General features: G+C 70.1%; 19 protein-coding genes. 6 read left to right on the top strand and 13 right to left on the bottom strand.

What is annotated here, in order from left to right; translation table 11 throughout:
- Positions 1 to 94: 94 nt before the first annotated feature.
- The 4 genes from ACTRO_RS51135 to leuC all read right to left on the bottom strand — a co-directional run bounded on the left by ACTRO_RS51135 (position 95) and on the right by leuC (position 3,219).
- On the bottom strand, positions 95 to 706 hold the full coding sequence (locus ACTRO_RS51135) for an HU family DNA-binding protein (RefSeq protein WP_034268304.1): 612 nt from the start codon (positions 704 to 706) through the stop codon (positions 95 to 97).
- Between the two features lie 105 nt (positions 707 to 811).
- Complete coding sequence (locus ACTRO_RS29560; protein WP_051451580.1) at positions 812 to 1,075, bottom strand: SCO5555 family protein; 264 nt, start codon at positions 1,073 to 1,075, stop codon at positions 812 to 814.
- 111 nt (positions 1,076 to 1,186) lie between these two features.
- Positions 1,187 to 1,780, bottom strand: coding sequence for a 3-isopropylmalate dehydratase small subunit (gene leuD / locus ACTRO_RS29555; protein ID WP_034268301.1), 594 nt, complete (start codon positions 1,778 to 1,780; stop codon positions 1,187 to 1,189).
- A 5-nt stretch (positions 1,781 to 1,785) separates the two neighbouring features.
- Positions 1,786 to 3,219: a 3-isopropylmalate dehydratase large subunit gene (gene leuC, locus ACTRO_RS29550; RefSeq protein ID WP_034268298.1), complete on the bottom strand. Its 1,434-nt coding sequence runs from the start codon at positions 3,217 to 3,219 to the stop codon at positions 1,786 to 1,788.
- Positions 3,220 to 3,379: 160 nt separating this feature from the next.
- Here leuC and ACTRO_RS29545 point away from each other — a divergent pair, with 160 nt between their 5' ends.
- A complete protein-coding gene (locus tag ACTRO_RS29545) occupies positions 3,380 to 4,099 on the top strand; it encodes an IclR family transcriptional regulator (protein ID WP_034268296.1) in 720 nt (239 codons plus the stop codon).
- 863 nt (positions 4,100 to 4,962) lie between these two features.
- Here the strand turns inward: ACTRO_RS29545 and ACTRO_RS29540 are convergent.
- Positions 4,963 to 7,068, bottom strand: a complete 2,106-nt coding sequence (locus ACTRO_RS29540; RefSeq protein ID WP_034268294.1) for a CocE/NonD family hydrolase — start codon at positions 7,066 to 7,068, stop codon at positions 4,963 to 4,965.
- Between the two features lie 188 nt (positions 7,069 to 7,256).
- Positions 7,257 to 8,852, bottom strand: a complete 1,596-nt coding sequence (locus ACTRO_RS29535) for an MFS transporter (protein ID WP_051451579.1) — start codon at positions 8,850 to 8,852, stop codon at positions 7,257 to 7,259.
- A gap of 84 nt (positions 8,853 to 8,936) precedes the next feature.
- Between ACTRO_RS29535 and ACTRO_RS29530 the strand changes: the two genes are divergently transcribed.
- From ACTRO_RS29530 to ACTRO_RS29520, 4 genes are all read left to right on the top strand, one after another.
- Entirely contained in the window at positions 8,937 to 9,512 is a 576-nt protein-coding gene (locus tag ACTRO_RS29530; protein ID WP_034277267.1) for a TetR/AcrR family transcriptional regulator, read from the top strand.
- A 359-nt stretch (positions 9,513 to 9,871) separates the two neighbouring features.
- The gene (locus ACTRO_RS50500; protein WP_084316610.1) at positions 9,872 to 11,470 is read left to right on the top strand and encodes a putative bifunctional diguanylate cyclase/phosphodiesterase; all 1,599 of its coding nucleotides are present in this window, start codon (positions 9,872 to 9,874) and stop codon (positions 11,468 to 11,470) included.
- Between the two features lie 17 nt (positions 11,471 to 11,487).
- Positions 11,488 to 12,018, top strand: coding sequence for an EAL domain-containing protein (locus ACTRO_RS50495; RefSeq protein WP_169739964.1), 531 nt, complete (start codon positions 11,488 to 11,490; stop codon positions 12,016 to 12,018).
- 147 nt (positions 12,019 to 12,165) lie between these two features.
- Complete coding sequence (locus tag ACTRO_RS29520) at positions 12,166 to 12,930, top strand: hypothetical protein (protein ID WP_034268291.1); 765 nt, start codon at positions 12,166 to 12,168, stop codon at positions 12,928 to 12,930.
- A gap of 15 nt (positions 12,931 to 12,945) precedes the next feature.
- On the opposite strand, the gene ACTRO_RS29515 is transcribed toward ACTRO_RS29520, so the two are convergent.
- The 7 genes from ACTRO_RS29515 to ACTRO_RS29490 form a co-directional block, all read right to left on the bottom strand.
- Positions 12,946 to 14,202, bottom strand: a complete 1,257-nt coding sequence (locus ACTRO_RS29515) for a hypothetical protein (protein ID WP_034268288.1) — start codon at positions 14,200 to 14,202, stop codon at positions 12,946 to 12,948.
- A 118-nt stretch (positions 14,203 to 14,320) separates the two neighbouring features.
- Entirely contained in the window at positions 14,321 to 15,013 is a 693-nt protein-coding gene (locus ACTRO_RS29510; RefSeq protein ID WP_034268285.1) for a response regulator transcription factor, read from the bottom strand.
- On the bottom strand, positions 15,010 to 16,212 hold the full coding sequence (locus ACTRO_RS29505) for a sensor histidine kinase (RefSeq protein ID WP_051451576.1): 1,203 nt from the start codon (positions 16,210 to 16,212) through the stop codon (positions 15,010 to 15,012). Before ACTRO_RS29505 ends, ACTRO_RS29510 begins: the two co-directional genes overlap by 4 nt.
- Before the next feature lie 23 nt (positions 16,213 to 16,235).
- Positions 16,236 to 16,775: a DUF1453 family protein gene (locus ACTRO_RS44110; RefSeq protein ID WP_051451575.1), complete on the bottom strand. Its 540-nt coding sequence runs from the start codon at positions 16,773 to 16,775 to the stop codon at positions 16,236 to 16,238.
- Positions 16,776 to 16,961: 186 nt separating this feature from the next.
- Positions 16,962 to 18,215: an APC family permease gene (locus ACTRO_RS29495; RefSeq protein WP_051451574.1), complete on the bottom strand. Its 1,254-nt coding sequence runs from the start codon at positions 18,213 to 18,215 to the stop codon at positions 16,962 to 16,964.
- Entirely contained in the window at positions 18,119 to 18,472 is a 354-nt protein-coding gene (locus tag ACTRO_RS51525; RefSeq protein WP_425394891.1) for an amino acid permease, read from the bottom strand. Before ACTRO_RS51525 ends, ACTRO_RS29495 begins: the two co-directional genes overlap by 97 nt.
- Before the next feature lie 133 nt (positions 18,473 to 18,605).
- On the bottom strand, positions 18,606 to 19,883 hold the full coding sequence (locus ACTRO_RS29490; RefSeq protein ID WP_084316608.1) for an MFS transporter: 1,278 nt from the start codon (positions 19,881 to 19,883) through the stop codon (positions 18,606 to 18,608).
- A gap of 102 nt (positions 19,884 to 19,985) precedes the next feature.
- Between ACTRO_RS29490 and ACTRO_RS29485 the strand changes: the two genes are divergently transcribed.
- Positions 19,986 to 20,870 carry a helix-turn-helix transcriptional regulator gene (locus ACTRO_RS29485; RefSeq protein WP_211244452.1) on the top strand — a complete coding sequence of 295 codons (885 nt, stop codon included), beginning with the start codon at positions 19,986 to 19,988 and terminating at the stop codon, positions 20,868 to 20,870.
- The last annotated feature ends 193 nt before the right edge of the window (positions 20,871 to 21,063 follow it).

Here is a 21,063-nt window from a genome sequence, read left to right as displayed (position 1 = left end):
AACTGCCCTGGAAAACGCGACGTCCCCGCGGCCGCCGGCGCCTGGCGGTCGAGGGGACGTACGCGTGTACTGCTTCGTCGCGGTGCTCAAGCCACTAACGCTTGCGGGCGGTGGCCTTCTTCGCGGTGGCCTTCTTGGCCGGCGACTTCTTCGCCGCGGTCTTCTTCGCGGCCGTCTTGTTCGCCGGGGCCTTCGCCGCCGTCTTCTTCGTCATCGGGCGCGCGGTGGCCTTCGCGGTGACCTTCTTGGCCGGGGCCTTCTTCGCCGTGGCGGTGGTCTTCTTCGCCGCGGCCTTGGTGGCGGTGGCGGTGGCCTTCTTCGCCGCCGTCTTCTTCGCCGCCATGGTCGGCGTGGCCTTCTTGGCGGTGGCCTTCTTGGCCGCGGACTTCTTCGCCGCCGTCTTCTTCGCGGCCCCGCGCCGCCGCCCGCCGGTGGCGTTCACCTCGTCCTTGAGAGCCTGGCCGGGACGGAACTTCGGCACCGTCGCGGCCGGCACGTCCACCGCCTCGCCGGTGCGCGGGTTGCGCGCGGTCCGGGCGGCACGACGGGTGGTCTCGAAGGTGCCGAAGCCGGTCAGCGACACCTTGTCACCGGAGATGATGGCGCCGGTGATGCCTTCGAGGACGGCGTCGACGGTGTCGCCTGCCGACCGACGGGAGATGTCCAGCTTCATGGCGACGGCGTCGATCAGCTGAGCCTTGTTCACGATGCGCCCCTCGGGGGTTGGTGCGGCGCACCGTTTGCGCCACACTGCGGAGGATTTCCTTTCCGCACCGTAGGCCCCTGAATCGCCCGAATCAAACACCAAAGGCTACTCATCACCCTTGTGTCGCAATACCAGTGCGTCAAGGAAGCGGTCAAGCCGGGCGAGCGCGTCGGCGCGATCATGCCGGGAGGCGGCCGTGATGACGAGCAGGCGCCGGACGAAATCGGCGCGTTCGGGCACTTCCAAATCCATGCCACGCAAGGCTTCGTGCGCCTCTTTCAGGCGCTGGGCCAGGCGCGCGTAGCCGGAGAGCTCGGCCAATTCCTCGTCGTCGAAGGACTCGGAGTCGTCGTGCGCCGCCGTGCCCATGGCTCCATTGTGCTCCAGCAGAACGAACGCGCCGAATCGGCGTGTTGCGGGGCCGATCCGGCGCGTTCGGGTCGCGCGGGGGTGTCGCGGGTCAGGAGGACGCCGCGAGGGTTATGCGGGCTGCGTCACCGGCTTGAAGGACGGGCGGCGCGTCTCGAACTCGTCCACCGCTTCGACGTTGCGCAGGGTCAGACCGATGTCGTCCAGCCCTTCCATCAGCCGCCAGCGGGTGTAGTCGTCGATCTCGAACGGGGCCACCAGATCCCCGCAGCGCACCTCGCGCGCGTCGAGGTCCACGGTGACCTCGACGGCCGGGTCGGCCTCGGTGGCCGCCCACAGCCGCTCCACCGTCTCCTGCGGCAGCACCACCGTCAGCAGCCCGCCCTTGAGCGAGTTGCCGCGGAAGATGTCGGCGAAGCGCGCCGAGATCACGGCCTTGAAGCCGTAGTTCTGCAGCGCCCACACCGCGTGCTCGCGGGAGGAGCCGGTACCGAAGTCGGGGCCTGCGATCAGCACGCTCGCCCCGGCCCGCTCCGGCCGGTTCAGGATGAACTCGGGGTCGGTGCGCCAGGCCGCGAACAGCCCGTCCTCGAAACCGCTGCGGGTGACCCGCTTGAGGTAGACCGCGGGGATGATCTGGTCGGTGTCCACGTTGGAGCGGCGCAGCGGGGCCGCCGTGCCGGTGTGGCTGACGAACTTCTCCATGGAACTCAGACCTCCAGCAGATCGGACGGAGCGGCCAGGGTGCCGGCCACGGCGGTGGCGGCGGCGACGAGCGGGGAGACCAGGTGCGTGCGGCCGCCCTTGCCCTGCCGTCCCTCGAAATTGCGGTTCGAGGTCGAGGCCGAACGCTCACCCGGAGCCAGCTGGTCCGGGTTCATGCCCAGGCACATCGAGCAGCCGGCGAAGCGCCATTCCGCGCCGGCCTCCTTGAAGACCGTGTCCAGGCCCTCGGCCTCGGCCTCCAGGCGCACCCGCGCCGAGCCGGGCACCACCAGCATGCGCACGCCCTCGGCGACCTTGCGGCCCTTGAGAACCTCGGCCGCGGCGCGCAGGTCCTCCAGCCGGCCGTTGGTGCAGGAGCCCAGGAAGACGGTGTCCACACTGATCTCGCGCAGCGGCACACCCGGGGTCAGGCCCATGTACTCCAGCGCGCGCTCGACCTCGGCGCGCTTGCCGCCGTCCTCGATCGCGGCCGGGTCCGGCACGCGATCGCCCAGCGGGGCGCCCTGTCCGGGGTTGGTGCCCCAGGTGACGAACGGGGTGAGCGAGTCCGCGTCGATGGTGATCTCGGCATCGAAGGCAGCGCCCTCGTCGGTGCGCAGCGTGGACCAGTAGGCCACCGCGTCGTCCCAGTCCGAACCCTGCGGTGCGTGGGCACGATCCTTGAGATAAGCGTACGTAGTGTCGTCGGGCGCGATCAGCCCGGCCCGCGCGCCGGCCTCGATCGACATGTTGCACACGGTCATCCGGCCCTCCATGGAGAGCTCCCGGATGGCCTCGCCACGGTATTCGATGACGTAGCCCTGACCGCCGCCGGTGCCGATCTTGGCGATCACCGCCAGGATGACGTCCTTGGCGGTCACGCCCGCGGACAGCGAGCCGGTGACGTTGACCGACATGGTCTTGAAAGGCTTGAGCGGCAGCGTCTGGGTGGCCAGCACGTGCTCGACCTCGCTGGTGCCGATGCCGAAGGCCATCGCGCCGAACGCGCCGTGGGTGGAGGTGTGCGAGTCGCCGCAGACGATCGTCATGCCCGGCTGGGTCAGCCCCAGCTGCGGGCCGATCACGTGCACCACGCCCTGGTTCGCGTCGCCGAGCGAGTGCAGCCGGACGCCGAACTCGGCGCAGTTGCGGCGCAGCGTCTCGATCTGCGTGCGCGAGACCGGGTCCGCGATCGGCTTGTCGATCTCGAGCGTCGGGGTGTTGTGGTCCTCGGTGGCGATGGTCAGGTCCGGCCGGCGCACCGGACGGGCGGCCTGGCGCAGCCCGTCGAAGGCCTGGGCGCTGGTGACCTCGTGGATGAAATGCATGTCGATGTAGAGCAGATCGGGCTCGCCCGCGGCGCGGCGCACGACGTGCGCCTCCCAGATCTTCTCGGCCAGCGTCAGCGGCTGCACCGGCGCTGCGTGTGTGGCTGTCATCGGGGATTTCTCCAGTTCGTGGTTCGTTGCCACTTCGGGATGTGATCCAGTACCGGGAGGCGGATCGGCGCCAGGTTGTGGATCCGGGTACCGCCAGCCTGGCACCGTCTCACTGGGCAATGCACTTGTGTCTCAGGCAATGAGATGGCAGTATCGGCCCATGGACACCGCATCCAGTGGCGTCGGCGTGCTCGACAAGGCCGCCGCCGTCCTTTCCGCACTAGAGGCAGGCCCCGCCACCTTGGCGAGCTTGGTTTCTGCCACCGGCCTGGCCCGGCCGACCGCACACCGGTTGGCCGTGGCCCTGGAACACCACCGTCTCGTCTCGCGAGACATACAAGGGCGCTTCGTGCTCGGCCCCAGGCTCTCCGAACTCGCCGTCGCGGCGGGCGAGGACCGCCTGCTGGCCGCCGCCGGCCCCGTGCTGGCCAACCTCCGGGACGTCTCCGGCGAATCCGCGCAGCTCTACCGCCGTCAGGGCGAGATGCGCGTGTGCGTGGCCGCGGCCGAGCGCCTGACCGGCCTGCGCGACACCGTCCCGGTCGGCGTGGCCCTGCCCATGGCCGCCGGCTCCGGTGCGCAGGTGCTGCTGGCCTGGGAGGAGCCGGACCGGCTGCACCGCGGCCTGCAGGGCGCGCGCTTCACCGCCACCACCCTGGCCGGTGTGCGCAGGCGGGGCTGGGCCCAGTCCGTCGCCGAGCGCGAGATGGGCGTCGCCTCCGTCTCCGCCCCCGTCCGCGGCCCGAACAACCGCGTCATCGCCGCCGTCTCCATCTCCGGCCCGGTCGAGCGTCTGAGCCGTTACCCCGGCAAACTGCACGCCGAAGCCGTCCTGGACGCCGCGGCACGCCTGTCCGAAGCCGTCCAGCGCTCCTCCTGAGCAACGGGAAGGTCGTGACGGCGCGACGATCGCCACGACGCCAACGCGAGAGCGGGGAGTCGCGGGATTTCGCGAAAGTCGCGGAAGCAAGCTCACGGAGCCGAGCTGAGTGCGGTGACGCAAGGCGACCGTAAGCAGGGCGAGCGGCGAAGCGAAGAAGCGGCGCGGCGAGAAACAGCAAGGCGCACAGCAAGGCACGGCAAAGCACAGCGGGGATCGAACAGATCTACAGCACGAAGCGGCGAACGACGGTGGCGACAAGGATGACGCCCACGTCACAGGCAGAGCGAGCAAGACGCCGCTGAGAAGGCGCCCTCACCATCGAGAAGCAGGGCACCGAGCACCAGGCATACGAGGCACGGATCGTGCCACGGGCCGTCCCGGAATGTGGCAGGCAGAGCGCCGATCAGAAGTCGGTGCCGCCGAAGCCCGGCCGGCGAACACCGCGCATCCGAGGGAGCCACCGTTCGGGCCCGGATCGAGAGCGCGGGAAAGTTACAGAGCCACAAGGCCGCCGCGGACAATGGTGTCCAACCTCCCGGCGGCCTCGTGGCGGTCACTGCGCGACTACGCACCGTCGGCGGAGTTGCCGCCGCTCACTGCCGAAACTGCCGGTGGCCGGGCTCGCGGTTGCCGCCGCTCACTGCCGAAACTGCCGGTGGCCGGGCTCGCGGTTGCCGCCCCTCATTGCCGAAGCCGCCTGTTGCCGGCTCGCTGCGGTCCCCATGGCTCGGCGCGATGACTTTGTTAGTCCCGGCCGATGACACCTTCACCGTCCCGGCGCAGCCCGCTCCGATGATTTCCCCGGCCCCGGCTGCGTGCCGTTTTCTTCAGTCCCGCGCGTTCTCAGTCCAGCGTGTTCTTCAGTCCAGCGAGCCGTCGCGCCTTACGGACCATGAGCGCGGGATCTCCTCGATCCACGTGCGCTCGTAGATCAGCTCGTCGGCTTCGTAGCAGCGCACGACGTTCTCGACGTGGAACGACGTGCTGGTGCAGCTGGTCTCGGAACGGGTCACCACCCGGGCGTCCCACTTCGCCTCCGTCGCCTCCCTCGACGCCGTCATCGTCTCCCTGGCCGTCTTCTTCTCATCCCGTTGGAAGCGGATGCTCCAGTCGGAGCGGGCGCGCGCGGAGAGGGGATCGTCGTGGGTGATCCAATACCGGTCGCGGGCGATCTCGGTGTAGAGCAGCCCGTCGGGGTAGCGGCGGGAGGGGGTGGCGCCGTAGGCGGGGTCGATGTCGAGCATCCAGGTGCCCGCCGCCACGTCGCGCATCAGCATGCGCTCCGGGCGGTTGCGCCGGCCCTCGATGACTTCGACGCCGAGCGGTCGGGCCTGCTCCGGCTCGGCGAACACGATCTTCTTCTTGCCCACGTCGGGGATCTGGTCGCGGACGGGGAGGATCAGGGCGCTGTGAGCGGCTTCGACCTCGTAGCCGGCGCCCTGTCCGTCCGGCCAGATCCACGGCCAGTAGGCCGAGGACAGGGCGACGCGGATGCGGTGGCCGGGCGGGAAGGCATAGCCGGCGGCGTTGAGTTCGAGTTCTACGTCTTCGGTGTGGCCGGGGATCCACGGCGCCGCGCGGTCGCGTCCGGCGCGGCTGGCGAGGTTGAGCACGCCGCGGGTGACGAGGGTGGAGGAACCGTCCTCGGCCACATCGCACAGCCGTGCGATGACGTGGGCGTTGTCGGCTTCGCAGCGTAGCCGCAGCCGGATCCGCGGACGGCCGAGGATCTCCACCCGGCCGACCAGCGGCGCGGTGTCGAAGCAGACCGAGCGGCCGTCCTCCTCGCGCTGGTCGGGCGGCAGGTCGCCGCAGTTGCCGATCGGGAAGAAGCGGCCCGCGTCGATGCCGGTCTGCTGCGGCGAGGAGACCGGCAGCAGCCACGCCTCCGCCGACTGCTGCGGCTGGGCGAACGCGATCTCCGCCGGGATGATCTGCTTGGACGGCCAGGATTCGTCGCCGACCCAGCGGCCGGGCAGCTCGGGATGCGTGGTGGCCGGCCGCACCGACTCGCAGATCCAGCTGCGCAGCAGCGGTTCGGCGAGCACGCCGGTCTCATCGCCCCGCAGCCACTGGTCCCACCAGCGCAGCGTCTCCTGCAGGAAGCCGATGGCCGGCCCCGGCGGGGTCTCGCGATCCGGGTACTGATGCGCCCAGGGCCCGATCAGCCCGCGGACCGGGGTGTCGAACTCGTCGAGCTGCTCGACGAGGCGCAGGACGGTATCGCGGTACGGGTCCTGCCAGCCGCCGACCGCGAGCACCGCGGCTTTGATGGCGCCGTAGTCCTCGCAGACGCTGCCGTGCCGCCAGTAGTCGTCGCGCAGCGGGTGGGACAGCCAGGTGTGGATGAAGGGCAGCGTCCCGGACAGCCGCGCCAGCCACTGCTCGCGCCAGCCCGGCCCGACGTACTGCGGATCCGGCGGCCGGGCGGTGAACGCGAGCATGGCGGCGGACCAGGCATGCATGTCCACCGCGAGGACCGCGCCTCCCGCGTAGTGGACGTCGTTGTCGTAGCGGTCGTCGGTGGAGCACACCGTCACGATCGCCTTGAGCGCCTCCGGCGCCCGCGCGGCCACCTGCAGCGCGTTGAAGCCGCCCCAGGAAATCCCGAACATGCCCACCCGGCCGTTGCACCAAGGCTGCCGGGCCAGCCATTCGACCACCGCGACGCCGTCGAGGATCTCCTGCTCGGAGTACTCGTCCGTCATCGTCCCGTCGGAGTTGCCGGACCCGCGCAGATCCACCCGGACCGAGACGTAGCCGTGCCCGGCGTACCAGGGATGGCGTTGCTCATCGCGTTCGGCAGTCCAGTCGGTGAGGCGGTAGGGCAGGTACTCGAGCAGGGCCGGGACCGGCTGGTCGGTGACCGGGCGCCAGATCCGCGCGTAGAGCCGGGTGCCGTCCCCGAGCGGGATCCGCACGTCGTCGCGGATGACTCCGTAGGGGAACTCGTCTCGGATCCTCATCGCAGACCTCTCACCCGACCGCGGCCCGCTCCCGGCGAGGAAGCGGCCGCCCGGGCGCTCGCCGCGGGCGGCGGACTCCGGTCGGCCGTCTCCTCGCGGCTCGCCGACTTCGGCGACCGGCGTGGAGCGAATCCGTCGGCATCGACCTGTCCGCGACGATACCCGCGCGTTCAGGTCGGCGCTTCCGCTCAGCTTTGCGGCTGGGCCACCGGAGTGGCGGTGTCGGCGACGGCGTTCGTGCGGCCCTGGGCCTCGGCCGGCGCCGCCGTGTCCGCCAGGGTGACGCCGCGCAGGATTATGGCCGTCAGCAGCGCGGCCAGGCCCATGAGGACGGCGCCGACCACGGAGACGCTGTTGAGGCTGTCGGTGAAGGCGACGCGGGCTGACTTCAGCAGTTGCGCGGCCGCGGAGGCGGATGGCTGGTTGGCGGCCACGGCCACGGCGCCGCCCAGGGTCGAGCGGGCGCCGACGGGCACGCCGGCGGGTATGTGGTGGCGGTAGACGGCGGCGCCGATGCTGCCGAGCACGGCCATGCCCAGCGCCCCGCCGAGTTCGCCGACGGTCTCGTTCACCGCGCCGGCCGAGCCGGCCCGCTCCGGGGGGATCGCGCTCATCAGCAGCTCGTTGCCGATCGTCATCACTCCCACCGCGCCGCAGGCGAGCAGGGCCGCGCCTATCATCAGCACCCACATGTGCGAGTCGGCCCGCAGCAGCGTCGCCTGCACGCAGTATCCGCCGAGCATCACGAAGAAGCAGCCCGCGATGATGAAGGCGCGGTCGAACACCTTGACCAGCGCTCCGCATAGGCCGATCACCGCGCCCACCCCGAGCGAGGGCACCAGCGACCACAGCGCGGCCGTGAGCGGACTCATCCCCAGCACGGACTGCAGAAACTGCGTCAGGAATATGGCGTTGCCCAGCAGCGCGAAGGTTCCCAGCAGGTTGGTCGAGAGCGCGCCGCTGTAGCCGCGGCTGCGGAACAGCCGCAGCTCGAGCATCGGGTGCGCGGCCTTGCGCTGCCTGAGCAGGAAGAGCGCGCCCATCACCAGGCCCACGGCTACCGCGGCGAGGCGTATCGGATCCGTGCCGTTCTCCGCGATCTCGGAGACTCCGAAGATGGCCGGCAGCACCGCGCCGAACGAGAGCACCGCGCCGAGCAGGTCGAACCGGCCGGTCTGCGGCGAGCGGTACTCCGGGAGCAGGACGGGGCCGAGGGCGAGCAGCATCACCATGAACGGCAGGTTGATCAGGAAGACCGAGCCCCAGAAGAAGTGGTCGAGCAGGACTCCGCTGATCACCGGGCCCAGCATGATCCCGCCCATCATGCCGCCGGTCCACACTCCGATGGCCTTCCTGCGCTGGCCTTCGTCGTGGAAGAGGTTGCGGATGAGCGCGAGGGTGGAGGGCATGAGCGTGGCGCCGGCGACGCCCTGCACCGCCCGGGCCGCGATCAGCTCGCCGGCGTTGCCCGCGTAGGCCGCGCCGAGCGAGGCGACGCTGAAGAAGAACGCGCCGATCAGCAGCAGCCTGCGACGGCCGATCCGGTCCCCCACCGCGCCCATGGTGATCAGCAGGCCGGCGAGCACGAACCCGTACACGTCGTACATCCACAGCTGCTGGGTGCTGCTCGGATGCAGCTGCCTGGTGATGAAGGGCACTGCGTAGAGCAGCACGGAGGTGTCCATCGAGACCAGCAGCAAGGGGAGCAGGAGCACGGCGAGCGCGATCCACTCCCGGCGGCCCGCCCGCGGGGCCGCGCCTTCGCCTACCTGATTGATCGTCATGGATGAAACTGTACAGATGTCTTGCACATCTGTCTAGAACAGTTGTGCAAGACATCCGTACGAGGCTGGGGTATGCTCGCTGACATGGGAAATCGTGAGGCTCTGCTGGACGGCGCCAAGCGCTGCCTGCTGGAGAAGGGCTACGCCAAGACCACCGCGCGCGACATCGCGGACGCGGCCGGGGTGAGCCTGGCGGCCATCGGCTACCACTACGGGTCGAAGGAATCGCTGCTCGAGCAGGCGTTCATGGCGGCCATGGAGGAGTGGGTCGAGGATGACGACGAGGACGCCCCCGACCAGCCGCCCACCGGCTCCCTCGAGCAGTTCAGCCGGTTCTTCGAGGAGATCCTGGCCTCGTTCCCGGATCGCAAGCCCCTGCTGCGGCTGAACATGGAGATGGGCATCGAGGGCATGAACAACGAGGCCCTCGGCCGCTTCATGGCCGGCGCGGTGCAGTACGGCCGGATGGAGTTCGCCCGGGGGCTGCAGGGCCTCGACCCGGAGCGGGACGGGCAGCTGGCGCAGTCGGTCGGCAGCTTCTACAGCGTGCTGATGACGGGCCTGGTGGCGCAGTACCTCATGGACCGGGAGAACTTCCCGGCCGCCGCCGATTTGACGGAAGGTTTGCTTTACATCGCCAAGAGATTACTTGGCGCATAGCCGCAAAATGCTAGCCTGCCCCCGCGGCGCCGGTGATCGCTCCGCCGGACTCGGGTCGAGTCCGCGCCGGGGCGGCCGCGGTCGGCCGCGGTGAGGGGACATGCACAGGTACGGATCCGGTCAACATCCACCGTCAGTGGTGGACGCGCAATACCCCCGTCGCCCTATCATGACAGCACGTACGAACGTGCCCGCAGTGCCTGCGCGTCCACTCAGGGTCGGGTGTGACGCGCGAGACCAGGTCTGTGGGATCACGCACGTGAGCGTCGCCGAACAGTGAAGGGGAGCAGGATGCGCCGACACTCCGTTGCGCGCTCCGCGCGGCGTGCTCAGCCGGCGATTCCCTGGGCGCCCGGAGCATGCGTCGTGACGCGGGATGCGGGCGGGACGCCGTGACCGGCGCCGCGCAGCGGGTGGCCGCGGCCTGGTTCAAGACCCTGGCCGAGATAGGCGGTGTGCCGGGGAACGCGGCGCGCTCGCGCGAACTGCTGCAGGACTTCGCCGAACGCCTCCTCGCGGCCGACGGGCCGCAGGCGCTGCGGGAACTCGGCGCGGAGGCCGGGCGGACGCTGGTAGAGAACGATTACACGCAGCCTGAGGCGATGGCCACCAGCATCACCGTGCTCGACGGCGTGCTGCCGCGCGAAGTCGGCCGGGAGGGGCGCACCGCGCTCTACTCCGGCCTCTCCATGGGCTATGCGAACGCGCTGCGGGAGCGGACCCGGGCCGAGCAGGAACAGATCCGGCAGGCCGTGCTCAGCGCCCACCGCACCGGTGAAGGGCGTTTCCGCGCGGTGTTCCGCAACGCGGCGCTGGGGATCGGCGTCGTGGACGGCGAGGGCCGGGTGCTGGAGGTCAACGAGCGGCTGGCCCGGATAGTCGGGCAGGAGGCCTCGACCGTGCGCGGGCGGAGCATCGACGAGTTCCGCGATACCGACGACACACCCGAGTTCTGCGTCGCCGTCAAGGATCTGCTGGCGGGCCGGCGCGCGCACTACAGCGCGGAGAAGCGGTTCAGCGCGGACGACGGCACCGTGGTCACCTGGACCCGGATGCAGGCCAGCACGGTCCGGGCCGGCAACGGCTCGGTGGAACTGCTGATCATGATGTTCGAGGACATCACCGAGCAGCGCCGAATGAACCAGCGGCTGCTCTACCAGGCCACCCACGACTCGCTCACCGACCTGCCCAACCGCACCATGCTGCTCGAACGCCTCGGCGAACTGCTCGAGCACGCGGGTCCGGACGAGCGGATCGGCCTGTGCTTCCTCGACCTCGACGGCTTCAAGGGGATCAACGACACGCTCGGCCACGAGGCCGGGGACCGGCTGCTGGCGGAGGTGGCGCGGCGGCTGAGCGACGCCACCGACCCGAAGCACCTGGTGGCGCGGATGGGCGGGGACGAGTTCGTCATCGTGGTGCCGGGCTCGATGAGCTCCGCCTGCGTGACCGACGTGGCGAAGTCGGCTCTGGCGGCGCTCGCCGACCCGATCGAGCTCGACGGGCGCAAGCTCTCGGTGACGGCGAGCATGGGCCTGGTCGAGCGTCCGGCCGCCGGCGCCAAGCCGATCGAGCTGCTGCGCGCCGCGGACATCACCTTGTACTGGGCGAAGTACGACGGCAAAGCGCGCTGGGCGCTGTTCGACCAGGAGCGCAACGAACGCGAGGTGGCCCGGTACGCGCTCTCGCAGGCGCTGCCGACCGCGCTGGAACACGGCGAGCTGTTCCTCGAGTACCAGCCGATCGTGGATCTGGCCGACGGCCGCACCTACGCGATGGAGGCGCTGGTCCGCTGGAACCACCCGGTGCGCGGGCTGCTCGGGCCGGGCGAGTTCGTCTCGCTGGCCGAGGAGACGGGCGTGATCGTCGCGCTGGGCCGCTGGGTGCTGCGCCGCGCGGTGGCGGACGCGGCCACCTGGCCGCCGGACCGGACGGGCGCCGGCTCTCGGTCGCGGTGAACGTGGCGGTGCGTCAGGTGCACGAGCCGACGCTGTGCGACGACGTGGCCGAAGCGCTCGCGGCGGCCGGGCTTCCGCCGGAGCTGCTGCAGCTGGAGATCACCGAGACCGCGGCGATGAGCCCGGGCGAGAGCGGCCGCCCGGCGCTGGAGACGCTGCGATCGCTCACGGATCTGGGCGTGCGCATCGCCATCGACGATTTCGGCACCGGGTACTCGAACCTGGCCTACCTGCACCGCCTGCCCGCGGGCACACTGAAGATCGACTATTCCTTCGTCCGGGCCCTCACCCGCCCGAGCGTGCAGGGCCACGACTCGGCCGAGGCCATCATCGCGAGCCTGATCACGCTGGCGCACGCCTGCCGGATGACGGTGACCGCGGAAGGCGTCGAGACCGTCGAGCAGGCACGGATACTGCGCACCCTCGGCGCGGACCGCGGTCAGGGCTTCCTGTTCTCCCGCGCCGTGCCGCACGCACGGGTGCACGAGCTCTGCGCCGGGTTCCCGGTGGTCGAGGAGCTCGGCGCGGTCGAGGCGGCCAAGAAGTGAGCACGCCGCGAAGTCCGGTCCACAGTCCATGCGCCGAGGAAACGGCGAGGTCACAGGCGCATATCAAAGTGCACAGGAGTACCGGGGCTGCTAGCGTGACGCAGCATCGCCCGGAATGCGGGTGCTGATAAATTCGGGGAGAATCCCATGCGCCGTACCGTCATCGCCGCCGCACTGCTGCCCTGCGCGCTCGCCCTCACCTCCTGTGCCTCCTCCGCGAAGTCGACCTCGCGCGTCGTGACCACCGCGGGCGCCGCGGCGGACAGCGACGGCTCGACCAACGCGAAGCTCACCCAGGCCCAGCTGACCGCCAAGATCAAGACCGCCCTCGACGCGGCCACCGCCCTGCACATGAAGGGCACCATGACCGACAGCGGCCAGGCCACCTCCATGGACATGCAGCTCAACAAGGACGGCAGTGTCCAGGGCACCGTCGAGGTCCAGGGCATGAGCATGCCGATCATCTCGGTGGACGGGGTGACCTACCTCCAGTTCACCGCCGGCTACATCAAGATGATGGAGCAGAGCGCGGGCGGCGGGGTCGCCGACTCCTACTTCACGAAGTACGAGAACAAGTGGATCTCGTCGAAGAGCTCCACCGGCGCGGACATGACCTCGGGCCTGGGCGACGTGTCCTTCGACTCCATGTCCAAGCAGATGATCGACAACGCCGACGAGAAGTACACCTACCTCAGCACCAGCACCCTGAACGGCACGCCGGTCGCGCTGTACAAGGACGTGGACAAGACGGACGGCACCGCGACGGTCTACTTCCCGCTCAACGGCCCGGCACTGCCGATCAAGCTCGACGCCGGCTCCAAGGGCGTGATGACGTTCACTTGGAACCAGCCCACCACGATCACCGCTCCGCCGGCCTCGGAGGTCACGACCTTCACGGTGCCGACCCCCTGACCCGGGCGTCCCCGTTCAGGGAATGTAGATCCCGATGAAGGCTTGGAACGCGAAGTAGGCGCACAGCGCGGCGGACGAACCGATCGTCCACCACCACGCTGTGCGCTTGGTCGTGAGCATCGCCGCGACGAGCAGCAGCGGGAGTATACCGGCCGAGTAGCGGGCGAAGGACGAGAAGTGCGGGGCGGTGATGACCGCGGCGAGGCCTGCGAAGGCCCACACCGTGAACGAGACCGGCAGCCGCTTGGCCGACCCCCACAGCAGCCCGATCGAAGCGATCACCAGAAGCAGCGTGAACGCGCCCGCGCCGTTGCCGCCCTGGTTGATCGACTGGAGCGCGGAATCGAACGGGTTCGCCGCCGTGGTACCGCGCAGGTTGGCGGCCCGCTGGGTCGAGTACGGCAACATCCAGTCGTGGTACTCGGCGTTGACCCAGCCCAAGAATATGAGCAGCCCCACCACCGGGGACGCGGCGACGGCGAGGCGCGCGGCCGTGCCCGACGGCCTGTCGCGCCGGTTTCCCACCACCTCGACCAGCCCCGCCAGGCACAGCAGCCAGCCGGTGGGACGGACCAAGCCGGAGCCGACGCCCGCGACGAAGCCGACCGCGTACCACGTCCAGGTCGCGCGAGCCGTGGGCAGCGCGCCGGGGCGGGTGAGCAGAATCGAGGCCAGGAACGCGGCGGCCAGCATCCCGGCCAGCGCCTCGGTATAGCCCATCACGAGCACGAAGGCGCCCGGCGCGAGCTGGCTCAGCCAGGCCGCGCGGCGTGCCGTCGGCTCATCGCCGCCGACGGCCAGGGCCACCCGGTACATGAGCATGCCGAAGGCGAGCGAGGCCGCCCAGCACACCACCAGCGCGCCGGTGAGTGCGCCGATCCCGACGAGGTCGAAGGAGCGGATGGTCAGCGGCAGCAGCGGCCAGAACCGGATGCCGTCGCTCGGCACACCGGTGTATCCGTGCTCGGCGATGCCGCTGTACCAGGCGGTGTCCCAGGTGAAGAGCGCATCGAAGACGTGGTGGATCTGGTCGCGGCCGGGCATCTGGGCCGCGAACGGCGGGTCGCGGCGCTCGGCGTAGTCCTGCATCGCCAGGACCAGCACGTGCGCGAGCACCCAGGCCGGAAGCGCGGCCAGCAGCGAGGCGAGCCACAGCGGGCGATCCGCGCGCCGGGCGGCCGCCGGCGCCGAAGCCGCGGCGCGGGTCGGGACCGACTCCGGCTCGGACTGCACTCCGCCGGCCGTGTCGTCGATCTCTGACGTGCCTCGCACCTGCTCCCCAACCCTACTCAATCGTGCGCCATGACCTGATCTTCCGGCAAACCGTAGCGTGTGGGTCGGGATTGCGCCACGGCCGGGTGAAAACCACCGGACATTCCGGTCGATCAGGTCATTCCGCCAAGCCGTGGCGGTAGGCGTAGCCGATGGCCGCGGCACGGTCGCGCGAGCCGGTCTTCGAGAAGATCCGGTTGACGTGCGACTTGACCGTGAGCGTGCTGACGAACAGCCGGTCGGCGATCTCCGGATTCGTCAGGCCCTTCGCGACCAGGCCGAGGATCTCGGCTTCCCGCTGGGTCAGACCGTCCGGCGCGGCCTGGCCGCCGGCCGGCTCGCCGAGGGCGTCTTCGTCGTCGCGTTCGGCACCGAAACCCGAAGCGGCATTGAGCAAGGTGGCGTGCACGCGCGGATCGAACACGGCGAGGCCGTCGGCCGCGGCCCGCAGCGCGTGCGCGATGTCCTTGCGGTCGGCGTCCTTCGTCAGATAGCTGCGCGCACCCGCCCGCAAGGCGTCCATGACGGACGTGTCGTCGAGGTACGTCGTGAGCACCACCACGGCGACCTGCGGATGCTCGGCGACCAGCAGTTTCGTCGCCTCGATGCCGTCGAGCACGGGCATGTGCAGGTCGAGCAGGATCGCGTCCGGCCGGTGCTGCGCGACGAGTTCGACCGCCTGCCTGCCGTCCGCCGCCGACGCCACCACCTCGATATCCGGTAGTGCGCCGAGCAACACCACGAGCCCCTCGCGGACGCTGGCCTGATCATCGGCGACGATGATGCGCAGCATCCTGCCGGGTTCGTTCATCGGATGGCGACCTCCGGGCTCGGCGACTGGGCGAAGGGAAGCTCGGCCGCGACCACCCACTCGCCGCCGCGCACGCCGGCGTCGAGGGTACCGCGCAGCAGCCGCAACCGCTCGTGCATCCCGGTCAAACCGTATCCGGCGTCGACGGTCTGCGGTCGCCGCGGTGCGGACCCGTCCCCCGCCACGTCGCCCTCCTCGTCGAGATCGTTCGCGATCGTCATCCGCAGCCGGTCGGGCGCGTAGACCAGACGGATGTCGACGCTGTGGCCGGTGGCGTGCTTCGCCGCGTTGACCAGCGACTCACGGGCCGTGCGCATCAGCGCGACGGTCGCGTCCGGCGGCACCGGCCGCGGCGCACCCTCGGTTTCGCAGCGCACCGATACGCCGTAGACCGCGGCGTGCTGCGCGGCCGTCCGGGCGAGTTCCTCGTTCAGCGGCAGCGTATCCGAGCGCAACGCCAAGACCGCGCGGCGGGTCTCGGTCAGCCCTTCGGCCGCCATCCGCTGCGCGGTGGTCAGCGCATCGAGCCCGCGCCGCGGATCATCGAGGTCGGCGAAGTACACCTGTGCGGTCTGGATCTGGATGCTCAGCGCGCCGAGCGAGTGCGCGAGCACGTCGTGGATCTCCCGGGCGATCCGAGCGCGCTCGTCGAGCACATCGGCCCGACGCTGCTGCACCCGCAGCCGTTCGTGCTGAGCGAGCAACGCGGCCGCCTGCTCGGCCTGTACCCGATAGGCGGTGCGCTGACGGCCGAAGAGCGCGCCACTCAAGATCAGCAGCGGGACGCCGAGCAGCGTGGCCGCACCCTGATGAAAGGCGAGCCCGCCGATGTCCGTGGCCAGCGCGGACGCGACACCGATGCCGATGGTCGCCCGACCCCGCAGCTCGCTGCCCGCGTGCATCATCGCGGTGGCGGCGAGGATGATCAGCACGTCCCCCGCGCCACCCGCCGACGCCCCGACGCAGGCGGCGACGGCGACCGTACCCAGCGAGCCGATCAGGACCGGCACACCGAAGCGTTCCGGCAAACGGCTCCACGGCACGGCGACGGACGCCCACCCGATCACGCCCAGCACGGCGACGACGTAGGCCGTCTGCTGCGTGAGCGGACCCTCCGCCGACGTGGGCGGATTGAGGAAAGTCAGGCCGCCGAGCAGGACCAGCCCGACGATGCGGGCGAACCATACGGCGAGCAGCATGATCTCAGTATGGCGTCGGCGGCTCATCGGCGGCGATCACGAGCCGGGCCGCCGTCGAGCAGGCCGCCGAGAAGGCCGGCCCCGCCCTCCTCCGGCGCGAACGGCACGCCCGTCGCGAGCGCCCGCGGCACGATCACCGCGGCCTGTGCGAGCCGGTTGACCCCGAGGCTGAACAGCAACGTCGACGCCGAGGCCGCGACGTGCGCGTGCATCGAGCCGGCGAGCACCATGACGAGCCCGCGCCAGACCAGCAACGCGCCCCACAACCACAGTCCGGTCAGCGGGAGTCTCGCCCACAGGTAGCCGTCGCGCGATTCCAGCCGGGTGATCGCGCCGAAGGCGAATCCGATCAACGCGGATCCGACGCACCCGATCGTGAGCCAGAGGATGTCGACGCTCTGGAAGTGGTGCTCCTGGGCCGAGCGCAGATCGGTGAAACCGACCACCGTCAGAACCACCGGAAGCAGGATCGCCCTCCTCGCGCGCAACATCTCGCCCTGGGTCTGCCGGATGACGACGTACACGATGATCCCGACGACGGCCAGGATGCTGATGACGGACACGGCCGGTTCCCTCCACTGAGCCCGCGTCGACGGAACCCGCCGACAGTGGGAACGGTAGGGCGGGGCCCGGGTGGAGCGCGTCGAGCCGAGGGTGGAGATCCGGTTGGAGATCGGGTTGGAGATCGGTTGGGGCGGTACTACTACCGCTCCCCGGCCGCCGTGGCCGACCGGTCTCCGAGAGCGCGCTCAGGACGCCGCCAGTTCCACCGCCTCCGCCTCCGGCTCGCTCTCCGCCGACGGGTGCGCCTTGAGGTGCGAGACCGAGCTGTACACACCCGCGACATAACCGGCCACACCGATCACCGCGACGACGACGGAGTCCCAAGGCCCGCGCACGTCGTTGTCGCCGCCGAACGCCGTCGCGCCGAAGTACGACACAAGCAGCAGCGCGCCCAGGTAGACCAGCAGCCAGACGCCGCGCCACAGATCCGCGACCTCGAACCCGCGCTTGATGCCGTCGCCGACGTAGACCAGGATCGCGGCCAGCAGCACCGGGATCGCTATCTTCAGCTCGGCCCAGCCGGCCCAGTAGAAGATGAGCGTCGCCAGCACGAAGCCGAGCGGCGCGAGCAGCCGGCTCCCGCGCACCCAGCCGGCCTGACGCTCCGGCTCGGCCCGGCCGAACCCGGCCACGCTGATCGCCGAGATGGAGTAGGCGAACAGACCCAGGATGCTCGTCGCCGCGATGATCTTGTGCCACGAGTGCAGCGTGAGCAGGAAGACCAGCCCGACCGCGAAGTTCGCCACCAGCGCCCGACGCGGCACCCCGGAACGCCCGTCGACCTGCGCGAACCACTCCGGCAGGAAGCGGTTGCGGCTGAGCGAGTAGACCTCGCGGCTGGTCGCAGCGGTGAACACCAGCGCCGAACCGCCGGGCGACACGATCGAGTCGGCGTAGAGCACCCAGGAGAACCAAGACAGGTTCAGCATCACCGCGAGCTGCGCGTAGGGCGAAGTGAGGTTGATCCCGGCCCACCCGCCACCGCCGACCTTCACCGTGCCGAGGAAGACGAGCTCGAGGGCGACGTAGAGCAGGATCGAGAGTATCAGCGCCGTGATCACGGCCCGCGGGATGTCGCGCTTGGCGTCCCGGGCTTCACCGGAGACGTCCAGCGGACCCTGGAACCCGGTGTAGGCGTAGATGATGCCCGCCGTCGCGATCGCCGAAAGCGGCGCCGAATAGCCGTACGGTGCGAACCCGCCGTGTGCCGAGAAGTTCGAACTGGTGAATCCGGCCGTGGCCAGGAGAATCACGGTCAGTGTCGGAATGACGAACTTGGCGATCGTGACCGCGAGGTTCACCCGCGCGAACAGCAGAACACCGAACCAATTCGCCACGACCATCAACACCATGAGGACGACGGCGATGACAATGCCCAACGCGGTGAGCTGGCCGTTCTCATAGACGTGCTTGACGTGCGCACTCGAGTACTGCAGCATGGCCGCGGCCTCGGACGGCGGGTGGTCGCGTAGGCGATCCAGATACCCCAGCCCACCAGCGTGGCCACCAGCCGTCCACTGCTCAGGAACGGCCAGCGCACCAGCCCGCCGGACATCGGCCGACTGCCCCCGAGCTCCACCATCACCAGCGCGATCACCAGCAGCGCCAAGCCGCCGACCACCCAGGTGATCAGCGAGGCCGGCCCGGCGGCGTTGGCCGCGTAGAGCGCACCGAGCAGCCAGCCCGAGCCGATCACCCCGCCCAGGCCGATCGCAGTGAGCTGCCAGAAACCCAAGTCCCGTTTGAAACCGAACACTGCCGCAGCCCTCCCGGGTCGTCGCTTTCCTCGTCTCTTCACCGGTAATCGGAGACCGCAACACGTCAGGCTTCTACATCTTTACGGAAACGTGACCTCGGCTCGCGGTCTCACTCAGCTGCAATGCTCCGGCCGCCACCGCGACCCCCACACAAGCGCAGCACAGTCCCCGCGCACCGATACCGCCGTCGAGCAGCAGACCGCCGATACCGGCGCCGAGCGCTTGACCTAGATAGATGCCTGCGGAATTGAACGAGATCACCACGCCGGGAAGATCGGGCGCCAGCGTGATCAGCCGGTGGTTGTTGGGCGTGGACACCGCCCAAGCCGCAGCGCCGTTGGCCAGCATGACCAAGCCCGCCATCACTGCGTCGTCCGCGACCGTCAGCAGGCCCAGCGAAGCGGCCAGCACGCTGATGGCGAGTGTCAGCGTCCGGTCGGCGCCCCAGCGGTCCGCCAGCCAGCCACTGCCGAACGCGCCGGCCGTCCCGCCGATGCCCCAAAGCAGCAGCATCACAGCCAGTGCCGCGCCCGTGACGTGCGCCGTGGTGGCGAGCACGTCGGCGATGTAGGTGTAGACCATGATGCTCGAGCCGCTGGCGAGCGTCATGAACACGACGTACCTGATCACCCGGCGGTTCGTGAAGACGCGCAGGCGCTCCGACATCGGCACCACAGGCGGAAGCGGCGGCGCGGCCAGGACCGCGAGAAGCCCCAGCAAGGCGACGGCCCCCACCACCGCGACGTAAACCAGCGAGGCGCGCCACGACACGTGCTGGCCGATGGCCGTGCCCACGGGCACGCCGAAGACCGTGCCGACGGTGAGGCCGCCGAGGATCACGGCCAGCGCACGGCCGCGACGGGCAGGCCCGGCCAGTGCGGCAGCAGCCGCCGAAGCGTTCGGCGTATACAACGCCGCACCCAGCCCCGCCGCCACCCGAGCGGCCAGCAGCACACTGATCGACGGCGCGAAAGCCGAGCCCAGATTCGCCAGGACGAACAAGCCGAGCCCCACAGCCATCAGCGGCTTGCGTGGCATCCGTCCGGTCGCGGCGGACAGAAACGGCGCCGCGAACCCGTAGGTGAGGGCGAAGGCGGTGATGACCTGCCCGGCCGTGCCCGCCGACGTGTGCAGGCCGAGCGAGATCTGCGGCAGGATCCCGGCCAGCACGAAGGAGTCGGTGCCCATCGCGAAGGTGCCGAGCGCGAGGACCGCGACCGGCAGGATCCAGCTGCGATCGGACGCCGGTCGGTCCGGGGCTGGTCTGGGCCTGCCGGACAGGTCGTTGGCGGAGCGGTCGTTGTCAGAGCGGTTCAGGGAGCGGCGGTCGACGGACGCGTTCGCGGTCATGCTTCGAGCGTCCCGCGTCGCAGTAAGCTGGTACAGAGGCGCAGTTATGCTGGTATAACCGCTACCAGGACGACTCGGGGAGAGTGCGCTTCGATGGAGGGCATGACGCAACGGTCACTGCTCGCGAGCTTTCTCAGGGCCCGGAGAGAAGCGCTCTCGCCGCAGGAAGCCGGCTTCACCGCGTCCACCCGTCGGCGCACGCCAGGGCTCCGCCGCGAAGAGGTCGCCCAACTCGCAGGCGTGAGCGTGACCTGGTACACGTGGCTCGAGCAAGCCCGCGACATCACCGTCAGCCGCCAAGTGCTCGAAAGCCTCGCCCGCACACTGCGCCTCACCCCGGCCGAGCGACGCCACCTGTACACGCTCGCGGGTGCCGCCCTCCCCGAAGAGCCGCCAGAACCGGCAGGAGTCGACGCAACGCTGCAGGCACTACTCGAGGCGTTGGAACCGAACCCGGCCCACGTGATCGACTCCCGCTGGGACCTGCTGGCCTACAACCGCCCGTACGCGGCCCTCATCGGCGGCCTCGACGATCTCCCCGACCCGGCCCGCAACACCATATGGCTCCTGTTCACCCGCGAATCGATGCGCAAGCTGCTACTCGACTGGCGCCAGGAAACCGAAGGCATCCTCGGCCAATTCCGCGCTGCCGCCGCCCGCCACCCGCAAGACCCCCGCACCGCCGCCCTGATCAGCGCCCTGCACCAAGCCAGCCCCGAGTTCACCGCCATGTGGTCGCAGCACGCCATCCAAGCCTTCAGCCCCAAAACCAAGCGCTTCGACCACCCCCGCGCCGGCCGAATCGACCTCAGCTACACCAAGCTCTCCGTAGCCGACGACCCATCCCGCCACCTCGTCGTCTTCCTCCCGGCCTCCCCGTCCGACGCCGAGGCCTTGACCGCGCTTCAGCCCTCAGAGGAGGAGGCGGCCTCCGAACACGCGCCGGGCACGCCGGCCAACCCGGAGCTCACGTCTGACGGCCCGTGACAGCCAACGGCCGCGCATCCAGCCGCAGCTCCCCGTTCGGCATGAAGTCCACGGTCACCGCCATGAGATCGCCGCCGACTGCCGCGACCCCTCACGAGCTCCGCCTTGGCCGAGAAGTCGGAGTAGCGACCCCTGAAAACACTTCAGGCCACCTCTGGCGAGGTGGCCTGATCTGCGTTTCCTGCTGGTAGCC

Source organism: Actinospica robiniae DSM 44927, from assembly GCF_000504285.1.
Classification (GTDB): Bacteria; Actinomycetota; Actinomycetes; order Streptomycetales; family Catenulisporaceae; genus Actinospica; species Actinospica robiniae.
The sequence above is the reverse complement of the archived record's forward strand: the minus strand, read 5'-3'. Positions and strand labels throughout refer to the sequence as shown.

Coding starts and splice junctions, on each gene's coding strand:
- ACTRO_RS29520 (WP_034268291.1), top strand. CDS start 12,166: ATGCGCCGTACCGTCATCGCCGCCGCACTGCTGCCCTGCGCGCTCGCC.
- ACTRO_RS29495 (WP_051451574.1), bottom strand. CDS start 18,215: ATGCTGCAGTACTCGAGTGCGCACGTCAAGCACGTCTATGAGAACGGC.
- ACTRO_RS29560 (WP_051451580.1), bottom strand. CDS start 1,075: ATGGGCACGGCGGCGCACGACGACTCCGAGTCCTTCGACGACGAGGAA.
- leuD (WP_034268301.1), bottom strand. CDS start 1,780: ATGGAGAAGTTCGTCAGCCACACCGGCACGGCGGCCCCGCTGCGCCGC.
- ACTRO_RS29485 (WP_211244452.1), top strand. CDS start 19,986: ATGACGCAACGGTCACTGCTCGCGAGCTTTCTCAGGGCCCGGAGAGAA.
- ACTRO_RS50500 (WP_084316610.1), top strand. CDS start 9,872: ATGCGTCGTGACGCGGGATGCGGGCGGGACGCCGTGACCGGCGCCGCG.
- ACTRO_RS29505 (WP_051451576.1), bottom strand. CDS start 16,212: ATGCTGCTCGCCGTATGGTTCGCCCGCATCGTCGGGCTGGTCCTGCTC.
- ACTRO_RS29510 (WP_034268285.1), bottom strand. CDS start 15,013: ATGAACGAACCCGGCAGGATGCTGCGCATCATCGTCGCCGATGATCAG.
- ACTRO_RS29490 (WP_084316608.1), bottom strand. CDS start 19,883: ATGACCGCGAACGCGTCCGTCGACCGCCGCTCCCTGAACCGCTCTGAC.
- ACTRO_RS29535 (WP_051451579.1), bottom strand. CDS start 8,852: ATGACGATCAATCAGGTAGGCGAAGGCGCGGCCCCGCGGGCGGGCCGC.
- leuC (WP_034268298.1), bottom strand. CDS start 3,219: ATGACAGCCACACACGCAGCGCCGGTGCAGCCGCTGACGCTGGCCGAG.
- ACTRO_RS29530 (WP_034277267.1), top strand. CDS start 8,937: ATGGGAAATCGTGAGGCTCTGCTGGACGGCGCCAAGCGCTGCCTGCTG.
- ACTRO_RS29545 (WP_034268296.1), top strand. CDS start 3,380: ATGGACACCGCATCCAGTGGCGTCGGCGTGCTCGACAAGGCCGCCGCC.
- ACTRO_RS29540 (WP_034268294.1), bottom strand. CDS start 7,068: ATGAGGATCCGAGACGAGTTCCCCTACGGAGTCATCCGCGACGACGTG.